The 24,046-nt window shown below is 54.8% G+C and carries 21 protein-coding genes, 1 tRNA gene and 1 pseudogene; 14 read left to right on the top strand and 9 right to left on the bottom strand.

Translation table 11 applies throughout. The annotated features are described in order from the left end of the window. Positions 1 to 91: 91 nt before the first annotated feature. The 6 genes and pseudogenes from ACFCTO_RS03315 to tatA all read left to right on the top strand — a co-directional run bounded on the left by ACFCTO_RS03315 (position 92) and on the right by tatA (position 6,008). A complete protein-coding gene (locus tag ACFCTO_RS03315; RefSeq protein WP_292301743.1) occupies positions 92 to 910 on the top strand; it encodes a DeoR/GlpR family DNA-binding transcription regulator in 819 nt (272 codons plus the stop codon). Further along, complete coding sequence (locus ACFCTO_RS03310; RefSeq protein WP_499876382.1) at positions 888 to 2,207, top strand: alkaline phosphatase family protein; 1,320 nt, start codon at positions 888 to 890, stop codon at positions 2,205 to 2,207. Before ACFCTO_RS03315 ends, ACFCTO_RS03310 begins: the two co-directional genes overlap by 23 nt. 12 nt (positions 2,208 to 2,219) lie before the next feature. After that, positions 2,220 to 3,568, top strand: a pseudogene (locus ACFCTO_RS03305) (alanine/glycine:cation symporter family protein). Between the two features lie 21 nt (positions 3,569 to 3,589). Then, complete coding sequence (gene dsdA, locus ACFCTO_RS03300; RefSeq protein WP_370842976.1) at positions 3,590 to 4,909, top strand: D-serine ammonia-lyase; 1,320 nt, start codon at positions 3,590 to 3,592, stop codon at positions 4,907 to 4,909. Between the two features lie 28 nt (positions 4,910 to 4,937). Next, positions 4,938 to 5,744, top strand: a complete 807-nt coding sequence (locus ACFCTO_RS03295; RefSeq protein ID WP_302485693.1) for a Cof-type HAD-IIB family hydrolase — start codon at positions 4,938 to 4,940, stop codon at positions 5,742 to 5,744. 66 nt (positions 5,745 to 5,810) lie between these two features. Next, entirely contained in the window at positions 5,811 to 6,008 is a 198-nt protein-coding gene (gene tatA, locus ACFCTO_RS03290) for a twin-arginine translocase TatA/TatE family subunit (protein WP_292300381.1), read from the top strand. 127 nt (positions 6,009 to 6,135) lie between these two features. Here tatA and ACFCTO_RS03285 read toward each other — a convergent pair. Further along, positions 6,136 to 6,232 (bottom strand) — tRNA-Sec (locus tag ACFCTO_RS03285). A 107-nt stretch (positions 6,233 to 6,339) separates the two neighbouring features. Here ACFCTO_RS03285 and ACFCTO_RS03280 point away from each other — a divergent pair. Continuing rightward, positions 6,340 to 7,452: a 4-hydroxybutyrate dehydrogenase gene (locus ACFCTO_RS03280; RefSeq protein WP_292300380.1), complete on the top strand. Its 1,113-nt coding sequence runs from the start codon at positions 6,340 to 6,342 to the stop codon at positions 7,450 to 7,452. Positions 7,453 to 7,726: 274 nt separating this feature from the next. On the opposite strand, the gene ACFCTO_RS03275 is transcribed toward ACFCTO_RS03280, so the two are convergent. From ACFCTO_RS03275 to ACFCTO_RS03265, 3 genes are all read right to left on the bottom strand, one after another. Beyond that, positions 7,727 to 9,898: a PTS sugar transporter subunit IIABC gene (locus ACFCTO_RS03275; RefSeq protein ID WP_499876381.1), complete on the bottom strand. Its 2,172-nt coding sequence runs from the start codon at positions 9,896 to 9,898 to the stop codon at positions 7,727 to 7,729. Between the two features lie 332 nt (positions 9,899 to 10,230). Then, a complete protein-coding gene (locus ACFCTO_RS03270) occupies positions 10,231 to 10,644 on the bottom strand; it encodes a flavodoxin (protein ID WP_020310631.1) in 414 nt (137 codons plus the stop codon). A 13-nt stretch (positions 10,645 to 10,657) separates the two neighbouring features. Then, positions 10,658 to 11,215, bottom strand: a complete 558-nt coding sequence (locus ACFCTO_RS03265; protein ID WP_292300378.1) for a DUF3793 family protein — start codon at positions 11,213 to 11,215, stop codon at positions 10,658 to 10,660. Positions 11,216 to 11,371: 156 nt separating this feature from the next. On the opposite strand from ACFCTO_RS03265, the gene ACFCTO_RS03260 reads away from it, so the two are divergent. Genes ACFCTO_RS03260 through ACFCTO_RS03250 form a run of 3 tightly spaced genes read left to right on the top strand, consistent with a single transcriptional unit; the run spans position 11,372 to position 12,866 of the window. After that, complete coding sequence (locus ACFCTO_RS03260) at positions 11,372 to 11,770, top strand: PaaI family thioesterase (RefSeq protein WP_499876380.1); 399 nt, start codon at positions 11,372 to 11,374, stop codon at positions 11,768 to 11,770. 13 nt (positions 11,771 to 11,783) lie between these two features. Next, on the top strand, positions 11,784 to 12,428 hold the full coding sequence (locus tag ACFCTO_RS03255) for a lactate utilization protein (protein ID WP_292300377.1): 645 nt from the start codon (positions 11,784 to 11,786) through the stop codon (positions 12,426 to 12,428). 24 nt (positions 12,429 to 12,452) lie between these two features. Beyond that, the gene (locus ACFCTO_RS03250; RefSeq protein ID WP_499876379.1) at positions 12,453 to 12,866 is read left to right on the top strand and encodes a SoxR reducing system RseC family protein; all 414 of its coding nucleotides are present in this window, start codon (positions 12,453 to 12,455) and stop codon (positions 12,864 to 12,866) included. A 128-nt stretch (positions 12,867 to 12,994) separates the two neighbouring features. Here the strand turns inward: ACFCTO_RS03250 and ACFCTO_RS03245 are convergent, their stop codons facing one another. The 5 genes from ACFCTO_RS03245 to thiS all read right to left on the bottom strand — a co-directional run bounded on the left by ACFCTO_RS03245 (position 12,995) and on the right by thiS (position 16,570). After that, positions 12,995 to 13,516 (bottom strand): cysteine hydrolase family protein, encoded by a 522-nt coding sequence (locus ACFCTO_RS03245; RefSeq protein WP_020310626.1) that lies wholly within the window; start codon positions 13,514 to 13,516, stop codon positions 12,995 to 12,997. A gap of 18 nt (positions 13,517 to 13,534) precedes the next feature. Beyond that, positions 13,535 to 14,125: a thiamine phosphate synthase gene (locus ACFCTO_RS03240; RefSeq protein ID WP_292300776.1), complete on the bottom strand. Its 591-nt coding sequence runs from the start codon at positions 14,123 to 14,125 to the stop codon at positions 13,535 to 13,537. A gap of 221 nt (positions 14,126 to 14,346) precedes the next feature. Further along, entirely contained in the window at positions 14,347 to 15,534 is a 1,188-nt protein-coding gene (thiH, locus tag ACFCTO_RS03235) for a 2-iminoacetate synthase ThiH (protein ID WP_370842983.1), read from the bottom strand. 13 nt (positions 15,535 to 15,547) lie between these two features. After that, a complete protein-coding gene (locus ACFCTO_RS03230) occupies positions 15,548 to 16,318 on the bottom strand; it encodes a thiazole synthase (RefSeq protein WP_292300780.1) in 771 nt (256 codons plus the stop codon). Between the two features lie 57 nt (positions 16,319 to 16,375). Then, on the bottom strand, positions 16,376 to 16,570 hold the full coding sequence (gene thiS, locus ACFCTO_RS03225; RefSeq protein WP_292106898.1) for a sulfur carrier protein ThiS: 195 nt from the start codon (positions 16,568 to 16,570) through the stop codon (positions 16,376 to 16,378). Between the two features lie 241 nt (positions 16,571 to 16,811). Between thiS and ACFCTO_RS03220 the strand changes: the two genes are divergently transcribed. The 4 genes from ACFCTO_RS03220 (at position 16,812) to ACFCTO_RS03205 (ending at position 23,894) form a co-directional block, all read left to right on the top strand. Beyond that, entirely contained in the window at positions 16,812 to 18,080 is a 1,269-nt protein-coding gene (locus tag ACFCTO_RS03220) for a hexokinase family protein (protein ID WP_370842984.1), read from the top strand. A 146-nt stretch (positions 18,081 to 18,226) separates the two neighbouring features. Beyond that, entirely contained in the window at positions 18,227 to 19,627 is a 1,401-nt protein-coding gene (pdxR, locus tag ACFCTO_RS03215) for a MocR-like pyridoxine biosynthesis transcription factor PdxR (RefSeq protein ID WP_370842986.1), read from the top strand. Beyond that, complete coding sequence (locus ACFCTO_RS03210) at positions 19,627 to 20,892, top strand: metallophosphoesterase family protein (protein ID WP_370842987.1); 1,266 nt, start codon at positions 19,627 to 19,629, stop codon at positions 20,890 to 20,892. Before pdxR ends, ACFCTO_RS03210 begins: the two co-directional genes overlap by 1 nt. A gap of 5 nt (positions 20,893 to 20,897) precedes the next feature. Then, positions 20,898 to 23,894 carry an ATP-binding protein gene (locus ACFCTO_RS03205; protein ID WP_370842989.1) on the top strand — a complete coding sequence of 999 codons (2,997 nt, stop codon included), beginning with the start codon at positions 20,898 to 20,900 and terminating at the stop codon, positions 23,892 to 23,894. Positions 23,895 to 24,046: the final 152 nt, after the last annotated feature.

Genomic DNA, 24,046 nt, shown 5'->3' with positions numbered 1-24,046 from the left:
GCAAAATATGGCAAACTATTGCAAAGGAGAAAGGGCTGTGGTACAATAGCCGCAGCAAACAGATTTGACACGGATAAAGGAGCGGATGTACATGCTATCCGAACAGCGGTATCACATCATTTTAGACCTATTGGAAAAAAATGCGATTGTAAAGACCCATGCCTTATGCCAGGAAATGGGGACGACGCGGGAAACGATCCGCCGGGATTTGATGGCCTTGGAAGAAAAAGGCCTGCTCAAGCGGATCCGCGGCGGCGCCATGAAAGCCGACGCCTCTGAAAGCGATGCCAATGGCTACACGTCGTTCGACCATCGCCGGACGAGCCACTTGCAGTATAAGGAATGTGTCGTCCAGGAAGCGCTGAAGACGATTCACGACGGTCAGGTCATTGCCCTCGATTCGGGGACGACGGACCTGATGCTGGCGAAAGCCTTAGTCGGGGCCTTCCACTCGCTGACGGTCGTGACTAATTCCCTGGCCATTGCCAACGAACTGGCCGGTGCCAAGGGTATTGAACTCATCGTGACCGGCGGCGTCTACCGGGCTGACGAAGAAGCCTTTGTATCGGGGTTTGCCAATCTCATTTTCCCGAAAATCCACATCGATACTTTTTACCTGACGACGTGCGGTATTTCCGTGGAAGCCGGTATTACGTATCAGCGGATGGATGAGATTTCGGTACAGACCCAGATGATGGAAGCGGCCGACCATACGATTGTCATTGCCGATAGTTCTAAATTAGGTGTCAATTCCCTGGTCCGCATGTGTGGTATTGAAAAGATTTCTGCTCTTATCACCGATTACGGAGTATCGCCGACAGAAGTCGGTAAGTTTGAAAAAGCCGGTGTCCGCGTCATGGTGGCACCGGAAAGGAGCGACGCAATTCATGAACAAGCAGATGGAACATAAGGAAAAAGCCAGCGTATTACTGATTTCTATTGATGCGCTGAAACCGGAATTTGTATTTGAACAGGATAAAGTAGGGGTCCATCTTCCCTTCTTGACCTCCCAGTTCGTAGACAAGGGCTGTGTAGCACCGGATGGAATGAAGAGCGTCTTCCCGCCGTTCACCTATCCCTGTCATCAGAGTATGATTACCGGGACCAACCCCGTAACGCACGGCATTGTCAACAATGCCATCTTTGACCCGATGAACGAACATAACGGGGCCTGGCACTGGTTCGCCAACCGCAAGGTACTGACCTTGTGGGAAGCGGCCCGTCAGGCGAGATATGTGACGGCCAGTGCGGCTTTTCCGACGTCTGTAGGGGCGAAAGGCGATTATATTGCCCCGGAATTCTGGTGGGACGGGTCTGAATGGGACAGCCTCTTCATCGACGCCGTTTCCCATCCCCAGGGCCTGGTATCGGAGATGGAAGCCGATATCGGCCGTTATGCCGGCGGCCTCGATTTATCCGATGCCGGCGATGTCCAGCGCTATCGGGCGGCTGATTGGCTGCTGACGCATAAGCTGGCCTCAGCGCAGAAGCCCTTTTTCCTGACCGCCTATTTTGCCAGCTTCGATGAAAGCGCTCACGAACACGGCGTCTACAGCAAAGAAGCGGCTCAGAGCCTGGAAAAAATCGATGCCATGGCAGGAAAATTAGTAGCCACAGCAGAAGCCGTGAGCGGCGGCAATTTGATCGTCTGCGTCGTTTCAGACCATGGGACTTTGGATAATACGCATAATATCTGCCCCAATGTCATTTTCCACCAGGAAGGGCTGATTCAGACGGACGATAAGGATGCCATTACCGACTGGAAAGTATTCAGCCAGCGTGCCGGCGGCATCGCCGAAGTCCGTCTGGCTGTTGACGACGACAGCCTGCGCCAGCAGGTGGCCCGGTTATTGGAAAACCTGAAGGCCGACCCGGCCATGGGCATCCTGGATGTATTGACTGGGGAACAGGCCCGTCAGCGCGGCGGCTTCCCCGATGCGGATTTCGTCCTCATTTCCCGCAAAGGCTATGAAATCCGGGACGACTGGAGCGGCGCTTATCTGCGGACGACAGTGACCCAGAAAGCCCAGCACGGCTACAATGAAGAATTCCCGGAAATGCGGGCTTCTTTCCTGCTTGCCGGACTGGGCATCGAAAAAGGTACGGTTGCGGATGTACATCTTATTGATGTGGCTCCGACTTTGGCGGCGCTGATGGGCTTCGTCCTCCCCGATGCCGAAGGACGTGATGTATTGGCGAAACAGTGAGGATGAGGTGCCATGGCAGAAATTGAGCTCGTCATCGGAAATATAGCCAATGTTCTTTGGGGAGACTGGCTGTTGTTTGCCCTGCTCGGCTTGGGCATGCTCTATACGGTTATGACTGGCGGCATCCAGATCCGCTGCCTGTTCCTGCTTCGCCGCGGTATTTTCCGCAAGTCTCATCTCAAGAAACAGGGCGAAAAAGGCTGTTCTTCATGGCAGTCGCTGTGCGGATCCCTGGCCAGCTGCGTCGGCAGTGGGAATATCGTCGGCGTCTCGACGGCTATCTTGTCCGGCGGTGATGGCGCCTTGTTCTGGATGTGTTCGCTGCTTTTTTCGGCATGGCCACGAAATTTGGCGAAATCGTCCTCGGTATGTGCTATCACGGCCACGACCGCAAGGGAAATATTACTGGCGGTTCCATGTACTATATCGCCCAGGGCCTTGGCTGGCGCCATGCCGGTGCCGCCGTGGGCATCCTCCTGTTCATTCAGAACTGCGGGGCCACGCTCATTCAGTCGAATACCATCGCCCAGGTCATGAAAGAAGCCTTCTGGCTTCCCGTCGGCGTAACGGCGGTCTTCGTCGCAGCCCTGATGTTTTTCATCATCAGCGGTGGCTTCCAGCGGCTCATTCAGATTTCGCAGCGCGTCGTGCCCCTGATGGCCGGTATCTACCTTATCAGCGGCCTCATCGTGCTCATCGTCCATATCGATGCTGTGCCACAGATGTTCCAGCAGGTTTTTGCCCATGCCTTTACCTGGCAGGCCGGGACTGGCGCCGCCATGGGGTATACCATGAAGGAAGCCATGCGTTATGGCGTGGCCCGCGGCTTATATTCCAATGAAGCTGGCGAAGGGTCAGCGCCGGTCTTCCATTCGTCGGCCCAGGTCGACCACCCCGTACGGCAGGGCTTTTACGGAATCGTGGAAGTCTTTGTCGATACCTTCCTCATTTGCAGTACGACAGGTATCGTCATCCTGCTGACCCAGGCCAATGGCATCAACGACAATGCAGCGACGCTGACGGCGACGGCTTTCGATTCCGTCCTGCCGGGGATGCGTTATGTCATGTATTTCAGCCTCATCCTCTTTGCCGGGACGTCGATCATGAACCAATGGTATTTCGGCCACGTCAGCCTGACCTTCTTACAGAAAGAAGAGTGGGATAGCCTGTACCGCTACTTATTCCCCATCCTTATCGTCATCGGTAGCCTGGGGACGATTCATCTGGTCTGGTCTATCCAGGATATCGCCTTGGGGTTATTGATCATCCCCAATATCGTCGCCTTAGTCGTGCTGTCGCGGAAAGTGCGGGCATTGACGAAAGAATTTTTGAACCCCGATAACGGGTATATTCATAGATAAATAAAAGGAGAATCATTCATCATGCGTAAGGACCTTGAAACTTATATCAATCAGATTCCGGCCGTTGCCAAGGCCGCTCATTTGGAAGAAACGTTCTGGCTCAACCCCAAGAAGACCGACCAGGCTCATTGGAACATTACGGCCGTATCGCCGGCAGACATCCAGGATGCGTCGGACCGCCTGCAGCGTTTCGCCCCGTATTTGGAAACGGTCTTCCCTGAACTGAAACCGACTCACGGCATCATCGAATCGGAATTGCGGCCTACGCCGGGGATGAAACAGTTCCTCAACGACACGTATCATTCCGATATTACGGGCCAGTTGTTCCTGAAGATGGACAGCGACCTGCCCGTTTCGGGTTCTGTCAAAGCCCGCGGCGGCATTTATGAAGTCCTGAAACATGCCGAAGACCTGGCCATCCAGGCCGGGAAATTGAAGACGACCGATAACTACGCTGTCTTGGCAGAACCGGAATTCCGCGATTTCTTCAGCCAGTACACCGTCCAGGTCGGCAGTACCGGCAATCTGGGCATGAGCATCGGCATCATGAGTGCCAAAGTCGGCTTCAAAGTCATCGTCCACATGTCGGCCGATGCCAAACAGTGGAAGAAAGACCTGCTCCGCAGCCGCGGCGTCACGGTCATTGAATATGCCGATAACTACTGCGCTGCCGTCGATCAGGGGCGCAAGAACTCCGATGCCGACCCGATGAGCTACTTCGTTGACGATGAAAATTCCAAGAACCTCTTCCTGGGCTATAGTGTCGCTGGCCAGCGCTTGAAGAAACAGCTGCAGGACATGAACGTAGCCGTCGATGCAGATCATCCCTTGTTCGTCTACATCCCCTGCGGTATCGGCGGGGCTCCCGGTGGCGTCACATATGGCCTGAAGGAAGCCTTTGGCGACCATGTACACTGCTTCTTTACGGAACCGACCCATGCCTGCTGCATGCTCCTGGGCATGGCGACAGGTCTTCACGACGGCGTATCCGTCGAAGATTTCGGCATCGATGCCCGTACCGAAGCCGATGGCCTGGCCGTAGGCCGCCCGTCTGCCTTTGTCGGCCGCGTCGTCGAACCGCTTATTTCGGGCATTGCTACCATTCAGGATAAGACGTTGTATGATTTGATGAGAGGGTTGCTCAGCCATGAAAATATCTTTATCGAACCGAGTTCGTGTGCAGCCTTTGCGGCATTCTTGCAGTCTTCCGTCCTGCAGCAGTATGTCAAACAGCAGGGACTGGAAAGCGTTATGCCTCAGGCTACGCATATTGCATGGGCTACGGGCGGCAGTATGGTCCCGGATGACGTCCGCAAAGCATACCTCACTATGGGGCTCTAAGGTGAAAACAAAAAAGGCACATCGTGTTTTGGTACTAGACATAGATGGTACGACAGTGACGTCGGAAAAGAAAGTCGATTTACAGACAAAACACGCCCTGCTCCAATTACAGGAACAGGGCGTGCAGCTTATCCTGGCGTCGGGCCGGCCGCCGGAAGGGGTCTATCCCATCGCCAAGACACTGGGCTTCGACCGTTTCGGTGGTTATATCATCGCCTTTAACGGCGCTGCCGTCATCGAATATAAGACCCGGAAATGCCTGTACGAACAGTGTTTGTCTGCCGATACGCTTCGGTCGCTGTGGGACGACGCCTGCCGGCACGGCCTGGGCATCATGACTTATGGCAAAGGACGGATCATTACCGGGACCTGCCCCGATACGTACATGCTGGGCGAATCGGAATGGAGCCAGCTGCCCATCGTCTGGCATCGTGATTTCCTGCGCCATGCACCGAAGAAAATCCACCAGTGTCTGCTGACGGGGCCGTCCGATTTACTCCAGTCCCTCAATCCCCTTTTATCCCATCTCTACCTGGGACGGGCTGAAGTCTATCATTCCGAGCCGTTGTGCCTGGAAGTGACGCCGTGCCGCGTCGATAAATCCTTTGGCCTGAAGAAGCTCTTCCATTTCCTGGGCATTTCCCCGGCAGACGTCATCTGCTGCGGCGACAGTTACAACGATATCGGCATGCTGCGTTACGCCGGGACAGGCGTCGCCATGGCCAACGCACCGGAGAACGTCAAGTCCTTTGCTGACTACGTGACGCACCATTCCAATGACGAACAGGGCATCGTAGAAGTAGCCCGGTGTTTCTTCCCCTACGGCGTTCATTGACATCCTCTACGGATAAGGGTATCATGAAGGCATGTGAAGAAGTAATGGCATTATAGGAGGAAGGACATGTTTGGCTTAGGCGCACCGGAATTACTGCTCATTTTAGTCATCGCCCTGGTCGTATTCGGACCGGGGAAACTGCCGACCATTGGCCGGGCTTTGGGGAAGAGCCTCCGTGAATTCAAGGAAGCCGTCAATACGGATGAAACAAAGCAGATAGAGGAAAAGACGGAAAAAACAGATGAGAAAGCGACGAACCGCTAGCTGGTTTATAACGCAGAGTTTGTAGAAGCCGGCTTTAAATTTTTTATCATTTGCTGCAAACTAAAAACTACAAACTTAAAACTCAAAAAGGGGCTGTCGCATGTGCGACAGCCCCTTTTTCCTTTTCTGGCGGGAAAGTGTGGGAATCGAACCCACCTGAGAAGCTGTTAACTCCCCATGCTGGTTTTGAAGACCAGAGGGAACACCAGAACCCATCCTCCCCCAGGACAGGTTTATTATATCACGGGCATCCTGTCTCTTGCAAAACTGTTTCCATCTTTGTTACACTAAAGGCGGTGAGTGCATTACCCATTAGAAAGGAGTTAATGAAATGATTGAATTACAGTTGAAACCGACGATTTACTCTTACGATACGTGCCGGGAATTTGTGGAAGACCTGCAGGTCGGGGCCGATGACCTGATCGTTACCAATCAGTATATCTTTGACCCGAATTTCAAGGATTTAGGCCTTACGTGCCACGTCTTGTTCCAGGAAAAGTATGGCATGGGTGAACCGTCTGATGAAATGGCAGAAGCCATTTATAAAGATATGCCCAAGGATGTGAAACGCATCATCGGTATCGGCGGCGGCACGGTCATGGATTTGTGCAAGTTGTTCATCTTGAAGCAGGTCAGCCCGGTCCTCGATTTGTTCGATGGCAAGATTCCTGTGGAAAAGGAAAAGGAACTCATCCTCATCCCGACGACGTGCGGGACGGGCAGTGAAGTCACCAATGTATCGGTCATGGCTCTGGTCAGCCGCAACACGAAGAAGGGTATTGCCGACAATGCGCTCTATGCCGATAAAGCGGTCCTCATTTCGCAGCTCTTGAAGACCCTGCCTTTCAAGGTCTTTGCAACCAGTTCCATCGATGCTCTCGTCCATGCTGTCGAATCGGCCTTGTCTCCGGATTCCAGCGCCAGCTTCCGCGTTTTCAGCTATAACGCCATTGAACTCATCCTCAAGGGCTATTTGCAGATCCGCGACCACGGTCCGGAAGCGCGCATCCCTCTTATGAAGGATTTCCTCCTGGCCAGCAACTGGGCCGGCATCGCTTTCAGTGTCCCTGGCTGCGCCGCTGTCCATGCCATGAGCTATCCTCTGGGGGCAAAGTATCATGTACCTCATGGTGAATCGAACTACGCCATGTTCACAGGCGTCATGAATTGCTACATGTCCATCAAATCGGACGGTGAAATCGCGAAATTGAACGGCTTCATCGCCGACATCCTGGGCTGCGAACCGGAACACGTCTATGAAGAACTGGAAAAACTGCTCAACGTCATCCTGCCCAAGAAAGCGCTCCATGAATACGGCGTCAAAGAAGAAGAATTGCCGGAATTTGCTAAATCGGTCATCGAAAATCAGCAGCGTCTCATGAAGCATAGCTTTGTGCCCCTCGATTATGATAAGGTGTACGGCATTTACAAGAGACTGTATTAGTGGCTAGTGGTTAGTCGCAGGGGCCGCACGTGGGCGGCCCGTCTCGGGCCATGTGGGAATCCCGGGAGAGCTATTAGCCGCTAACTGCTAAAAAAAGCGCTGTCGCATCGCGACAGCGCCTTTTTTGTAAGGGCTCGTGGCTCACGGCCCGTTGGCTCTCTTATGAGGAGAGCAGGCAGCGCAGCTGACTGAAGGATTCAACCTCTCCGGCCCTGCGGGCCACCTCTCCTATCAGGAGAGGCTTGCCTGCGGCCTGCGGCTACGGTTTTACACATTAGAACCAGACGGCCTGGTCGCCGGCTTTTACGTTGCCGTCGGCTGCCAGGTGGACTTCCTGACCGTCTTCGAGGTCGGTGAAGATGCACAGGCAGGCGTCAGACGGGGCGTTGGCCTTGATGAATTCGTCGTCGAATTCCATCAGTTTATCGCCTTTCTTGACTTCCTGGCCGTTTTCGACGAAGACGTTGAAGCCTTTACCTTCGAGCTTGACCGTATCGATGCCGATGTGCAGGAGATATTCTACGCCGTCTGCCGTGGTCATGCCGATAGCGTGTTTCGTATCGAAGACGAAGGTGACTGTTCCGTCTTCCGGTGCATAGACCGTACCGTCTGTCGGATAGACGAAGAAGCCGTCGCCTGTCATTTTGCCGGCAAAGGCTTCATCTGGGGCTTCCGTAATGGGATGGAGGCTGCCGGTGAAGGGCGAATTGAAGTAATGCTTTTCAGCATCTGTTTCCGGTTCAGTCTGTGTTTCCTGGGCTTTCGGCGCTTCTTCAGCCGGAACCGTTTCCGCTGCCGGTACGGCTTCGATAGGGCCGTCTGCCGGGTTTGTTGCCAGATAGCTTTCCAGGTTGGCCTTGATGACGGCGACTTGCGGGCCGTAGACGACCTGGACGCCCTGGCCTTTCTTGATGACGCCTACAGCGCCAGTGGCTTTCAGGGCTGCATCGTTGACCAAGGCCGAATCGGCTACGGAGCAGCGCAGGCGCGTAGCGCAGCAGTCGACGGAAGTGATGTTCTTGGTACCACCCAGGGCGCGGGTGATGGCCTGGCTGACGACGTCCGTGGCAGCCTCGCCGTCGCCGGCTTTGGCTGCGGCGTCACGGGATTTGACGTCGGCTTTGGTGTAGAGTTTCGTTTCCACATCGTCGTCTTCACGGCCCGGTGTCTTGAGGTCGAACTTCTTGATGAGGAACGTGAAGATGAAGTAGTAGAGGAAGAAGTAGATGATGCCGACCGGGATGATGTACATCCAGTTGGTCTTGGCTTCACCCTGCAGGATACCGAAGATGAACAGGTCCAACAGGCCGCCAGAGAAGGTCAGGCCGACGGCGATGTTCAGCATGTGGGCGATCATGTAAGCGGCACCGGCCAGGACGACCTGGACGTAAAAGAGCATCGGTGCGACGAAGAGGAAGGAGAATTCAATCGGTTCCGTGATGCCCGTGAACATGGACGTCAGGGCTGCCGATAAGAGCAGGCCGCCGGCGACTTTGCGTTTTTCCGGTTTTGCCGTGCGGTACATGGCCAGGGCGGCGCCGGGCAGACCGAAGATCATGAAGATGAATTCGCCCGAGAAATACCGGGTTGCATCAGCACTGAAGTGAGTGACGTTAGGCGAAGCGAGCTGGGCGAAGAAGATGTTCTGGCCGCCCTGGACGAGGTTGCCGTCGATCATCATCGAACCGCCGACGCCGGTCTGCCAGAAGGGCAGGTAGAAGACGTGATGTAGGCCGAAGGGGATGAGGGCCCGCTTGATGATGCCGAAAATCAAGGTGCCGATGTAGCCCGTACCCGTGACCAGGCCGCCGAGGGCGAAGATGCCGCTCTGGACGACAGGCCAGACGAAATACATGGCAATGCCGACGAACATGTAGACGACGGTGGAAATGATAGGGATGAAGCGCGACCCGCCGAAGAAGGACAGGGCATTGGGCAGTACGATTTTATGATAGCGGTTGTGCAGGTAGGCGACGCCGATGCCGACGATGATACCGCCGAAGACGCCTTCCTGGAGGGACATGATGCCGCAGACATTGGCAATCGTACCTTCCAGGACATCGGGAGATACGGTGTTATTGGCCAATACTTTGCCAGTCAGTTTGAGGACGGCGTTGGTCGAGGCGTGCATGACGAAAAAGGCGATCATGGCCGATAAGGCGGCGACTTCCTTTTCCTGCTTGGCCATGCCGATGGCGACGCCGACGGCGAAGATGATGGGCAGGTTACCGAAAATGATGTTGCCGGCATCGCTCATGATGGTGAGCAGTGAATGGAGTATCGTGCCGTTTCCGAGGACGCTTTCCAATCCATAGGTCTGGATGGTCGTAGCATTCGTGAAAGAAGCCCCGATACCGAGGAGTAAGCCGGCAATCGGCAGGATGGCGACAGGCAGCATGAAACTGCGGCCGACAGCCTGCAAGATGGAAAAGACTTGGTCTTTCATAAAATTCCTCCTTTTACTATAGGAATAAATAAGTATGAGACAGTACGTTCCTATTTTAACATACCCTAGGCAAATGAGAAGGATGAGAGTTACGTCTAACCGTACCTATCTCGCATATATACTTGACAAAAAGTAAACGCAAGTTCATCGTCGAAACACTAGCTCTTTTAAGCCGTCAGCCGTCAGCAGCTAGCAGTTAGCAGTTAGCGTTAAAATTTAAAGCCATCCGCTAACCACTAACGGCTAGCCACTAGCTACGTAAAAGGGCTTGTCGTTGTGCGACAAGCCCTTTTACTAAGAGGAGAATGAATGTGAAGTTGTTTTCTGATTTTTTATGCTTTGGCAGCGGCTTCGCCCAATTCTTTGCATTCAGGAGCGTTGTCCGGTGTTTCGTTGACGATGGCCGTACCAATGACGGTGGCACCGGCATCTTCTGTACGCTGTTTCCATGCGTCCATCCATTCGCCGGAGCCCCAGCCGTAAGAGCCAAAGAGGCCGACTTTTTTGCCCTTCAATTTTGGAGCCAAATCGGTGAAGAACGGTTCGACGACAGAGTCTTCCAGTTCTTCTGAACCCATGGCCGGGCAGCCGAGCAGGATGACGTCTTTGCTAGCTACATCATCGACATTTGTATCTTCAAAGCGGACTGATTCTACGTCAGCACCGGCAGCTTTGACGGCTGCTTCGATTTCGTTAGCCATTGCTTCTGTATTACCTGTACCACTCCAATAAACGATTTCTACCATGATTAAATCCTCCTTATGCTACAATGAGCGAGTCTAATGTTGTCCCAACGGCAAAGCGATTCAAATAGTCTTGCCGGCAGCACGTATAGCGATGGAAAGTACGGGCGGCAGCGTGGGCGTCGCCGTATACCTTCCATTCGCCACAAAGCTTGGCATGGTTTCCCTTGTTGGCGATGAACCCGCACACGTCCTCTCGGGGATAGCCGAGGAAAATGCCCGATTCATGAGGGAAACAGCCATCTTCTGCAAAGCGTTCGGCAAGACGGTCCAGCAGGGAAGAGATGTCCTGGCAGTCCTGATAGCCGAATTGCTGCAGAAATGATGAAATGTCCCGCTGCTGTACGTAGGCCCAGACCCTGGCCGGTCGGTATACATACAGCAAAGTGCGTTTGGGACAGGCGTACAAGATACGGAAATACAAGCCTTTTGCATTGTATTTATGATTATACTTTTCAATTATATCATCATAGGTACAGCCGCTGTCCAAGCGGGGTAGACAGAGAAGGGATGCCTGTTTGAGACCCGCTAAAGTCGGTGAACAGTGGGTTATTAAGACGAAATCCAGGTTCATGTCCGGTTGCCGCTCCTTTCGCTTTGATACTGCAAGTATAATTTATTTGAAAGTGATTGTCAATACCAATATAATAATTCGTTTCAAATAAGCGAAAAGGCTTGCCAAGTATAGTATAATAATGGTAGTGTGAAGAATATTCGGAGGGGGGATTAGATGGAAACTGCTTATGATACGAATCATTGTTTCGGCTGTGGCCGCGATAATCCGATCGGCCTGAAGCTGGACATGAAGATGGAAGGCGATCACTGCGTGGCTTATTTTACGCCCAAGGCAGAGCATGAAAGTTATGGCGACCGCATGCACGGAGGCCTGACGAGTACGCTGCTGGATGAAGTCATGGGAGATTATGTGTTCCGCATTGCCGGTAAACCAGCCTATACGGTGCGGCTGGAAATCCGTTTCCGCAGTGCCATACGCATCGGCGAAACGGTCAAGGTCGAAGGCTGGCCGGAAGTCCACCGCGGCCGTCTGTTCATCATGAAAGGAAAGATTACCCACGCTGATGGTACGCCGGCTGCCGAAGCCAAAGCGGAAATGATGCTGGCTAAATAAAGGAGGAGTTACTATGGATAGAAGCGATATGATGCACCGCATGTATGATATTAAAGGGCCTTTAGTGGCAAAGAAGTTTGCAGCCCGCGGCTTTGAAGCCGTATACTGTCCGACGAAGGAAGAAGCCTTGAAGCAGGCCATCTCGTATATCCCGGAAACGGATGTCGTATCCTGGGGCGGCTCGGTATCCATCAATGAAATCGGCCTGCGGCCTTATGTACTGGAACACAATCCGGTCATCGACCGCGATTCGGCCAAGACGCCGGAAGAACGGGTCGAACTGATGCGCAAGGCCCTGCTCTGTGACACCTTCCTCATGGGGGCCAACGCAGCCGTCCAGGACGGCCAGCTCATCAACATCGATGGCAATGGCAACCGCGTCGCCGCCCTTTGCTACGGGCCGAAACAGGTCATCGCCATCGTCGGCATGAACAAAGTCGTCCCGACGGTCGAAGCCGGCATCGAACGGGCGCACACCGTGGCGTCGCCGCAGAATATCGGCCGCTTCCCCGGTGTCGGTACGCCTTGTGCCAAGACGGGCATGTGTGCTCACTGCATCCGGCCGGACAGCGTCTGTGCCCAAGTCGTCCGGACGCGTATCTGCAAGCCCCAGGGCCGCATCAAGGTTATCCTGGTCGGAGAAAATCTGGGCTTTTAGTCCTGAAAAGAGAGGTATTTTATTATGAGAACTGGAACTGGCGTCGTTGAAGAAGTCTGCCCGAACGGCCTGGTAAAAATCCAGACCAACCGCAATAATCTATATTCGCCGTGCAGTGACAGCATGTGCGCGGACAATGTCGTCATCGATGCTGTGAACCCCATCGGGGCCAAAAAGGGACAGTATGTACAGTTCAACATCCCCGACGCCGGCATGGGCGTCAAGGGCATCATCTGCTTCGGCGTCCCCTTGCTGCTCATCATCGTCTGCGGCGTCGCAGGCTACCTGCTGGGAGAATCATGGCGGGTCAAACCGGAAATGACGGCCTTTGCCGGCATGATCGCAGGCGGCATCATCGGCTGCCTGGTCCTGAAAGGCTATGAAAAGAAAATCAACAACAACCAGACCAAAGCCGAAATCACGGGAATCATCAGTTAATAGGCTGCAGGTTCGTAGGGGCTCGCACGTGGCGAGCCCGCCAGATATATGTAAGAATTCCGTGAACAATTGGCATGAGCGGGCGCCCCTACAGAAAAAGGCTTGTCGCACGTGCGACAAGCCTTTTTTTATACAATATCGATTTGGCAGGCTTTCATGGCCTGTAATGCTCTTTCGTGGTTTTCCGGGGTGGAACCGGCACAGCATGTGCTGTCGACGATGATTTCCTTTTCCGGGTAGAAGGCTTTGAGCAGCATGGCATTGGCGATGACGCAGATGTCCGTGCACAAGCCCATCAATACCAGCCGGTCGTAGTCGCGTACTTCATCGACCAGGGCCGGACAGCCAAAGGATGGCTTTTCCAGGATGGTGGCCCACATGGTGTACGGCAGGAGCTGTTTGCAGATACGCCAGCCCCGCGTGTCTTTCAGGCAGTGTGGAACGGGAAGTTTCCGGCCTTCCTGGGTTTCGCTGTAGGCCTCGTCGTGGGTGTCCTGGGTGAAGATCAGGTCCGTTTCCTGGTCGGCATCCTTTTTGCTGGCCACGATCTTGGCCTCGATGCGGGGGACGACGGCTTGAGCCTGAGCGCTTCCCAGGGCGCCGTCGATGAAATCATTCTGCATATCAATGATGATATAAGCCTGGGTCATTACGGTCATCCCTTCTCTTTAGGCACGCAATTCTTTTAAATATCCCGGTATGTCCGGGCAGGTCATGAGGCCCGACATGAGGGCGACGCCTTTGATGGGGACGTCCTGGAGCTGAGAGATGGTCTTCGGCGTAACGCCGCCTAAGGCATAGACCGGAATCTTGACGGCCTTGCAGATGGCTTTGACCGTGTCGACGCCGATAGGCGGATCCGACGGCTTGCAGGCTGTCGGGAAGACGTGGCTGGCCATGAGGTACGTAGCGCCGAGCTGTTCGGCTTTGACGGCTTCTTCGACGGTGTGTACGGAGACGCCGAGGGTCGTCATGTAATAGAGCAGGGACGAATGGGTTTCCAAATAAGGCAGAGAGCACTGGAAACGGGGAATATGAAGACGGATAGCAGCCTTTCCGAAATGCTGGAGGATACACGTCTTCTGATGGATGCTGCACAGGCGCAGGGCCCGTTTCGCATAGTCCGTGTATTCTTCTTCAGAAAGGTTTTTTTCACGAAGGACGATGAAATCTACATCGGATGCGGCGATTTGCTCGAGCTGATCCCAGTAGTTCGTCGAAGCCAATTCGTGATTTGTAATTGCAGCTACTTTTAACACGATTTATCACCTGAATATTAGAGTATTTTATATATATAACTATACATGAATCTCATACTAACGTCAACAATTATACCAATAGAATATAATGAATGCTCTGTATGAGTTTAATGCCCTAAAACGGGAAGATATATGACAAAAACGGTTCGGGGTGGATTGGGTCCCGGACCGTTTTTGTCATATGCATTTTATAGGATTGGTAATGGATTACATTAGGTGGTTTACAAATAAATATACTCACTGGTGACAGGCTGCAGGCCCATGCTCTTGATGTCGGAGTACATCTGGTCAAAGGACCGGCCGTCAGTGATTTCAAACTGTTCGTCACCCATTTCGGAGCCGTCATTTTCCAGATGGCCTCCGATGCCGACGCAGACGCTGGCCGATACTTTGGTAGCGGCGATTTTCATGATGGCGTTGCGGTAGCGGGCGCTTTCACGGCTCGATACGACGATGCAGGCGTAAGGCATGAACAGACGATAGGCACAGATGATCTGCGTCAGTTTCCGTTCGTCTACGTCCTTCGGGTTGATCTTATCGTTATTGATGATCGGGCACAGGCGCGGACAGGACAGGGAAATTTCGGCATGCGGGTACTTACGCTGCATGAGCCATGCGTGCATCCCCGTTGCCAGGGCATCTTTCTGGTAGTCGTCCAGGCCTAAGAGGGCTGCGAAGCCGACGCCGCGCATACCGCCGAGGATGGCCCGTTCCTGGGAATAGAAGCGGTACGGGAAGATGCGCTTGTGGCCAGCCAGGTGAAGGGTAGCGTACTTGTCGGAATTGTACGTTTCCTGGAAGACCGTGACGTAGTCGGCGCCACATTCGTGGAGATATTTGTAGTCTTCCGAATTGACCGGGTAGATTTCCATGTTGATGACCCGGAAATACTGGCGGGCAATCTTGACGGCGTTGCCGATGTATTTGATATCGCTCATCTTCGGGCTTTCGCCGGTGAGCATGATGACTTCTTCGATACCCGTATCGGCGATGTTCTTACATTCGTGGTGGAGTTCTTCGTCCGTCAGGCGGGCGCGCTTGATCTTGTTGTGCGAGTTGAAGCCGCAGTAGATGCAGTAGTTATCGCAGTAGTTGGCGAAATAGATCGGCGTCAGGATGGTGATGTTGTTGCCGAAATGGCGCCGCGTGACCAGATGGGCTTTCTGGGCCATTTCTTCCAGGAACGGTGCAGCGGCCGTCGATAAGAGGGCCATGAAGTCCCGCGGGTCCAGATGTTCTTTCGACAGGGCCAGGCGGACGTCTTTATCGGTGAAGTCGTCATTGTTGAAGGAACTGCGGATGGCGACGACCTGGTCGAGCATATCCGAGTCGATGACTTCCATGCCCGGTAAATATTTCATGTGGTCGATGAGTTTGCTCTGATCGATAGTTTTAGTTTCTTCCGTCATGTTCGATTCCTCCTCAGTCCCCTAAGAATCCCGTCAGCGGATCCGAAGCCGAAGCCGTTTCGCGGACGCGGCCCAAGCCGGCGAGGTAAGCATTGCGGCCGGCACGGATGGCTTCACCGAAGGCTTTGGCCATGAGAGGCAGGTCGCCAGCCGTAGCGACGGCGGTGTTGGCCATGATAGCAGCGGCGCCCATTTCCATGGCTTCGCAGGCCTGGGACGGACGGCCGATACCGGCGTCGACAATGACCGGCAGGTCGACTTCGTCGATGAGGATCTGGATGAAATCTTTCGTCGACAAGCCTTTGTTGGTGCCGATAGGCGAAGCCAGAGGCATGATGGCAGCAGCGCCGGCGTCAGCCAGGGCACGGGCGGCGTAGAGGTCCGGATACATGTACGGCAGGACGATGAAGCCTTCTTTAGCCAGGATTTCCGTAGCTTTGATGGTTTCGTTGTTGTCCGGCAGGAGATATTTGGAGTCGCGCATGACTTCAATCTTGATGAAATCGCCGCAGCCGACTTCACGGGACAAGTGGGCGATGCGGACGGCTTCGTCGGCATTGCGGGCACTGGACGTATTGGGGAGCAGGGTGACATCTTTCGGGATATAGTCGAGGATATTGTCTTTCTGGCCGGCTTCGACGCGGCGCAGGGCCATGGTTACCATCTGGGCACCGCCTTGTTCGACAGCGGCCTTGATGAGGTCGACAGAGAATTTACCGGAACCTAAGATGAAACGCGATGTGAATTCGTGGCCGCCAAGGACCAGGGTATCTTTTTTTTCCATTGGGAAACACTCCTTTTATAATGATAGATGAGTTCATGACTGCTTTGCCGCAGGGAATCAGCCCCCGCCGACGAAGTGTACGATTTCCATGGAATCGCCGTCTTTCAAAGTCACTTTATCGTAATCCTTGCGCGATACGATAGCACCGTTCAGCTCGATGGCGATGCGGTCTGTACGATATTCCTGGTCGGTCAGGTAAGCGAGCAGGTTCTGGCCGGCCGCTTCGATGTCTTTGCCGTTGATCCGTACCATGGAGGATCCTCCTTTCTCTCAAATGAAAAAAGGGTCGCACGAAGAATTACACCCAAGGTGGTGTACCCCTTCGTGCGACCCTTGTGATTCGGTCTCACTCTGCCTATGATTATAGCCTATTATCACAAAAAGTCAACTGTTGATAGGAACTGGCTTGAGAGAAATGACAAGGGAAGACGACAAAGGCCGAAAAACTATAGTATAATAAAGTTATGATTTTACGAGAGGTGTGATCACTGCCATGGAAGAACGGATGGACTGGATGAATATTGCCCGCTATTTTTATTTGACCGACGAGCGGCTGCAGCAGATTTCCCGCGATTTTGCCGCCGATATGGAACGGGCCCTGCGCGGCCAGCCCGGGGCGACCGTATCGGCCCTGAAATCGCATGTTTCCCTGCCTGGCGGTGATGAGCACGGCGTCTATCTGGCCCTGGATTTCGGCGGTACGAACGCAAGGGCTGCGCGGATCCGCCTGTTGGGCCGGCACTGTTACCTCATCGAAAAGAAGGTCTGCCAGCCGCTCCGGCTGCCTGGCCAGTACGACTATCTCTCTTCGTCGACGACGGCTGGGGAGCTTTTCGATTTCCTGGCCCGCCTCGTCGGTCAGGTTGCCCATGGGCAGCAGGCCTATACCCTGGGCCATACCTTTTCCTTTGCCATAGAGCGGCAGGACCTGCGCGATGGCCGGCTCCTGTCGTGGTCGAAAGAAATTGCCGTTCCCGGTGTGGAAGGCGAATGGGTCAACGCCATGCTCAAACAGGCCCTGGCCCGTCAGGGCTTTAGGGCTGTCGAACCGGTGGCCCTGGTCAATGACACGACGGCCCTGCTGTTGTCGGCAGCGTATACGCTGGAACGGGTCCGCCTGGGCCTCGTCTGCGGGACGGGCTTCAACGCCTGCTACTATGAGCCGGCCTGGGATATGATCGTCAATCTGGAAGCCGGCGACTATGGCGGCCTCATACGCAATCGCTGGGACAAGGCGGTCGACGCCCTGTCGGCCCAGCCCGGTCAGCATCGGATGGAAAAGATGACAGGCGGTGCCTATGCAGCGGAAATCTTCCGGCAGACCTTGCTGTCTTATTTCAAGACCCGCCAGCTCCCGGTGTTTTCCACAGCCGCTATGAATGACATCATCAGCTGCGACAATGATAGGCAGTGCCGGCTCAAGATGGGCCAGCTGTGGAAGCGCATCGTGCGGCCCGATGAGGTGCGGCCTGTCCGCAATATCGGCGCCGCCATTTTCGTTCGCGCCGCCCAGCTGGCCGGTGCTGTGAGCTGCGGCATCCTGCGCCATCTTTATGGCGGCGAAGCCGTTCCGGCCCAGTCCGTGGCCGTCGACGGGAGCCTCTTGGAACACGTCCGCGGCGCCTTGTTCATGATGGAAGATGCCATGCAGGCCTGCCAGAATGAAGGCGTGAGCCGGGACAAGCAGATCCCCGTCGACCCGGTACTCATCCAGGACGGCCCCTTAGTCGGCGCCGCCGTCGCAGCGGCCATGGCGCATTAGTCACGAGCCACTAGCTACGAACCACGAGCCACGAGCCACGAACCACTAGCCACGGCCACGTTTTTTCGGTACAATATAATATTGCAGAGATATTTTCACCATGTCTGTAATTCAGGGAAAGGAGACGGCGCCTGCGCCGGGTTACGATGCTGCAACTCGATAAATCGATTAGTAAACCGTATTATGTACAAATTTATGAATATTATCGTCGGGAAATCGAAGCGCACCGGATGATAGCCGGCATGCGCCTCGACTCGGTCCGTGAACTGGCCCAGGCTGCGGGCATCAGCAAGATGACCGTCGAAAAGGCCTACTACCAGCTGGCCAGTGAAGGCTACATCCTGCGCCGCCATAAGGCCCGCTATGAAGTGGCCTCCCTGGGCGGTCTGGAAGTGCGGACCGAAGAGGCTGCTGCGCCCGTATTGCGTGAAGCCAGCCGTCGTCCCGTCTATGCCTATGACTTCGCCAGTGGCGACATGGCTTTGGAACGCTTTCCCCTTGACATCTGGCGGAAATATATGAATCGGATCTTATCGGAGCCAGACCGGCTGCTGGCGGCCAATGATGACCAGGGCGTCCCCGATTTGCGCCGGGCCCTGAGCCGTTACGTCTATGAAACGCGCGGCGTCCATGCAGAGCCGTCGCAGATCATCATCGGTGCCGGGACGATTTCCCTTCTCGGCGTCCTGACCAATCTGCTTCACGATAAATATGCCTGCATCGGCGTCGAAGACCCGGGCTTCCGCCTGGGCCGGGAGATTTTCCGCAACAGCGGCTATTCCATCGTGCCCATTCCCATCAGCGGCGGCCTGCTCCACGTCGATGCCCTGGAAGCCAGCGGCGTCCGCCTGGTCTACGTCAGCCCGTCCCATCAGTTTCCGACGGGGACGGTCATGCCCGCCGGCATCCGCCATCGTCTGCTGCATTGGGCTGAAAAGACGGATGGACTGATCATCGAAGACGATTACGACAGCGAGCTGCGCTATTATGGCCGCCCCGTCCCGGCTTTGCAGGGCCTGGACCGCCACGGCCGCGTCGTCTACATGGGGGCCTTGTCCAAAGTATTGCCCTTTTTCATCCGCCTCAGCTATATGGTACTGCCGCCTCAGCTCATGCCCCTTTACGAACAGCGGCGCAGCCTGTTCCGCCAGGGCGCGTCGGTTCCGGAGCAGTGCGTACTGGCGGAATATATCGAGAGCGGCGAACTGGCCCGTCAGGTACGGCGCCTGCGCAAGGAATACCAGGAAAAAGGGGAGCTCTTAGGCCGGCTCTTAGTCGAAGCCTTTGGTCAGGATATCGTCGTAGGGCGGCTGGTTTCCGGCGTATACTGCCATATCCGCCTGCACAGCCGCTTATCGGAAGAAGAACTGCGCCGCCGGGCGGAACGGCAGGGCTGCCGTGTCTTGTCCATGCAGTCTTTTTATGAAACACCGTCGCAGGAAACGGATAAAGAATTTCTCCTGTCATTTTCAAAAATTCCCACCTGCAGGCTCCGCGATGCCGTAGCGGCGTTGCATGGAGCGTGGTCAGAGAAAGAAGGATACTAATGGCGAAAAGTTTGCGTTTTATTCAATGCGGGGATCTCCACTTAGGGAGCCCTTTCCATAACCTCTCCGCTATTGATGAACGGTGGCAGCGCATCGTCGGGAAAGCGCCGGTCCGGGCGTTCCAGAAAATCGTCCAGATGGCCATTGATAAACGGGTCCACGCTGTCCTCATCACCGGCGATGTCTACACCAGTGCCGATCACAACTTGACGGCACAGCTCGATTACGTGCGCCTTTTACATAAATTAGCACAGAATAACATCCAGGTCTTTGCCGTCCTGGGCAATCACGATCCGCTCGAAGCGTGGAAGGCGAAGATTCCCTTTCCGCCGAATGTCCACGTGTTTCCGACCGATGCTGTCGAACGGGTCCCCCTGGTCGTAGATGGCGAAGAAGTAGCGGCCATTTACGGGCAGAGTTATGCCAAGAGCGAACAGCGGGACAATCTGGCCTGGAAATTCAACCGCGCTGCTGGCGACCGCTTTGCCATCGGCATGCTCCATACCCAGGTGGGCAGCCGGGATTCGACATATGCGCCGTGCACCCTGGAAGATTTGAAAGAATGTGGCATGGATTACTGGGCCCTCGGGCATATCCACAAGCATGAGATACTCTGCGAAAAGCCCTATGTCGTCTATGCCGGCAACCCGCAGGGCCTCGATTGTACGGAAACGGGGCCGCGGGGCTGTTATTACGTCGAAGTCGGACCGTATGGGACGACGGACCTGGAATTCATCGACACGAGCATCGTCCGCTGGGAAAGCATCGACCTCGCCATCGACGGTATCGAATCGGTGTCGGAACTGCGCGAGTCCGTCCGCTTCGCCAAGGAAAAAGTGCGCCGTGATATCGGCAAGCCGACGTTCCTGACGGTCAATTTCACCGGTTCCGGCAGTATGTACCACGTCCTCAACAATCCGGAAGCGACGCAGTACTGGCTGGAAAGCTGGCGTGAAGAAGAACAGGGGAAATACGCCTTCGTCATGGTCGAACGCCTGCGTAACCTGGCCCGTCCCAAGATGAATATGGACGAACGAAGTAAACTGCCCGACTCCGTCGGCGACTACTTGAATGTCTTCGACAAGCTGGAAAAGCTGGCTCCTGAAGAAAGGGCCAAGGCGCTGCGGGATATTCTCATGAGCCGCCCGGAATTTGAACGCCTCGGGGCCTATGGAAGGGCCCTGACGGACCAGCGCCTGCTGGAAACGTTCGAGAAAGCCAAGTGGCTGGGCGTACAGAAATTGCTGGAACATAGAAGAGGTTAAGCAGTATGAAGATTACAGAGATGCATTTGGATGATTTCGGGATTTACCATAATGTGAGCTGGAATCCGCCGGAACACGGCCTGATCGTCATGCATGGCCGCAACGAAAGCGGCAAGACGACGCTCATGAAATATGTCCGCTCCATGTTCTTCGGCTATCTGCGCGGAGACTGGAAGGGCTATTTCGGCAGCATGGGCATCCGTCGGGAAGACGGAAAGGAATACCGCATCGTCCGCAATGAAAAAGAATATTTCCTGTCAGACGGCCAGGAAAAAGTACAGGAAGAGCCAGCGAATCTGTGGTGGCACGGCCTGGACCGTCAGACGTATGATACGATTTTTGCCATGGGCCTGGAAGACCTGCAAGGGTTCAAAATCCTGTCCAATGAAGCCGTGCGCAGCCATTTCTTCAGCATCGAAGGCGGCATCGGCATGGGCCTGGCCCGCAGCGAAGTGACCAAGCATATGGGTGACTTCCTGGTCGCTTCGCCGCAGGGCAAGAAACCCATCAATGCCCTGCTCAACGAGCAGAAGGACTTCGACCGCCGCATTACCGGCATGGCCTACGATGAAGATGAATTCGCCAGCCTGCAGGAAACGGAACAGACGACGCATGAAATCGAGAACCGCATCCGCCTGGATATCGAAGAATCGAAGCAGCAGATCGAACGGATTTCCATGCCTATCGCTGCCTGGGATGTCTATAAACGCGGCCAGGACGCCATGCAGCATATGCAGTCCCTGGCCGATGTATCCCAGTTCCCGGCTGACGGCGCGCAGAAATGGGCCGAGCTGGAACAGAACATCAAGGCCATTGACGAACAGGTCCGCAAGCTCAAGGCGACGAGCCGTAAAGGCCCGGCCTTCCAGGAATCGTGGAACCGCTGGTTGGCCTGTGGCCCCCAGCTCGACGCCATGGCTCACCATGTCGGTGAATGGAAGCAGGGGCTGGAAGAACTTTCGGACCATGAAGATAAGGAAATGGACTGGGAATTTGAAGGTACGAAACAAGCCGACCTGCTCAAGTCCTGGACCGATGGCAAGGATATTCCATCAGCCGTCAACTGGACTCAGGGGATTTCGGCCGCCGCTGCCCTCGACCACAGCCGTCAGGATTTAGAGAAATGGCAGGCCGACAAGCCCAAGAATGTTTCCGGTGCCAGCGGCGAAGACGGGCCGGCTGAAAAGACCAAGGACGAATGGGATGTCATCGGGACGGCTGTAGCGACGATCCAGAACGTCGTCATGGAACGCCAGAAGATACAGGAACAGCTGGAATGGCTGAAGAACGAACCGGCTGGCTCGTCGAAGGCCTTTACCTTCGTCGGCATCGCTTTCCTGGTCCTGGCGGCCCTCTGCGTCGCCGCTGTCTATCTGGCTCACTTCGATTCGACCCTGGGCCTCGGCGGTGCCGCTGCCTGTGTCGTCATCGCCATTATTTCCCTGGTCCGTCAGAGTACCGGTGCCGACCGGGTCCCCCGGAAAATCGCAGAAATCGAAGGCCGGCTGGCAGGCGTCAACCGCAAGATCAGCGACTTAGCTAAAGAAGCGGAAATGACCCTCAGTACGGACGAATCGAATGAACGCTGGCTCCAGGAACTGGACGCCGTCCGCAAGCAGTATCTGGACTGGCAGACGCGGGAAACGAAGAATGCCTGGCAGAAAGAACAGAAAGTCATGTACGACGCCATCTATGAAAAATGGCAGTCCGATGGCAATACCTGCAAAAAACAGCTCCTGGCCTGTGAAACGGCCTGGGACGGCTGGCGAGATAAAAATAGTTTCAGCAAACTGGATACGGCCGATGTGGCCAAAGCCAAAGAAGCCTGGGATACGTGGCATGAAGTCACGACGGCCGCTGCCGATTGGAAGCGGCGCAAGCTGGAATTGAAAGGCGCCATTTCCCGCTGGAGCGACACGGCAGAACAGATTTTCCGGGAAGTCGGCGTTAAGAAGGCCGTTTCCCCGGATACCGTCGAAGACGTCTACAAACAGTGGCAGGACATCCGCGTCCAGGCTGAAGTGGCCAAAGAACAGGATCGTCAGCAGAAAGAACGGGAAAGTCAGATTGCCAGCCTGGGAGAAGAACGGCAGCAGCGCGTCCAAGAACAGCAGGAACTGCTCAAGGCGACAGGGGCCCAGACGGAAGGCGAATTCCGCAGCAAAGTCCTGCGCTTCCGCCAGTTCCATCAGTACAAAGAAGTCTATGACCAGACGGAAGCCCATATCCGCCTCATCGCCAAGACGCCGAAAAACCTGGCCGAACTGCGCCATGAATTGAAAATCCATACCTTGAAGACCTGGACAGATGAACGCGACTACTACCAGAAAAAAATCGCCGATGCCGAAAAGAAACTGGCTGAAGTTGCAGAAAAACGAGGCAGCATCATCGAACGCCTGAGCCAGATGGCCAAGAGCGACGAATACGGCAAGCTCCTGCAAGCCAAACAGAACCGCAAGGCCGAACTGGACCGCGACGTCGACGACTGGCTGACCAATATGTACACCCAGTACATGCTGGAACAGGCCCAGGAATACTACGAACGGGTCCGCCAGCCTATCGTCATCCGCCAGGCCGGCGAATACCTCAATCTCATGACCCAGGGCCGCTATACCCTGCAGGCCAGCCTGGACGGAAAACAGCTCTTTGCCGTCGATGGCAGCCAGCGCCGCGTCCCGGAAAAACAGTGGAGCAGCGGCCTGGGCGACCAGATTTACCTGGCCATCCGCATCAGCCTGGCCATGGCCTTCTCCAAACAAATCGAACCGATGCCGCTCATCCTCGACGACATCCTCGTCCGCTTCGACGAACAGCGCCAGAAAGAAGCCATCCAGTTCCTGGCATCCCTGGGTAAAAAAGAACAGATATTCCTGTTCACCTGCTCCGATGCCACGTTGCACCTGGCCGAAGAAGTCCAAAAACAACTGTCTGGAGAAACAGACACGATCCATCTCTTTGAAATCGAAAAAGGGACCATCAAAGAACTCGCAAATCGTTCGTGAGAAACGTAAAAAGGAGATGTCACATGCAGCCATTTTGGCTTCGTGTGGCACCTCCTTTATTATGAATATAACTACATAGCAAAGGGCTGTAGGGGGATAACGATTGCATAATAACTATCGGTATTTCACTGGATTCACGGCGGACGCGCCAC

The organism is Megasphaera indica (genome assembly GCF_046614755.1).
Classification (GTDB): domain Bacteria; phylum Bacillota; class Negativicutes; order Veillonellales; family Megasphaeraceae; genus Megasphaera; species Megasphaera intestinihominis.
This window is presented reverse-complemented; position numbering and strand designations above follow the sequence as displayed.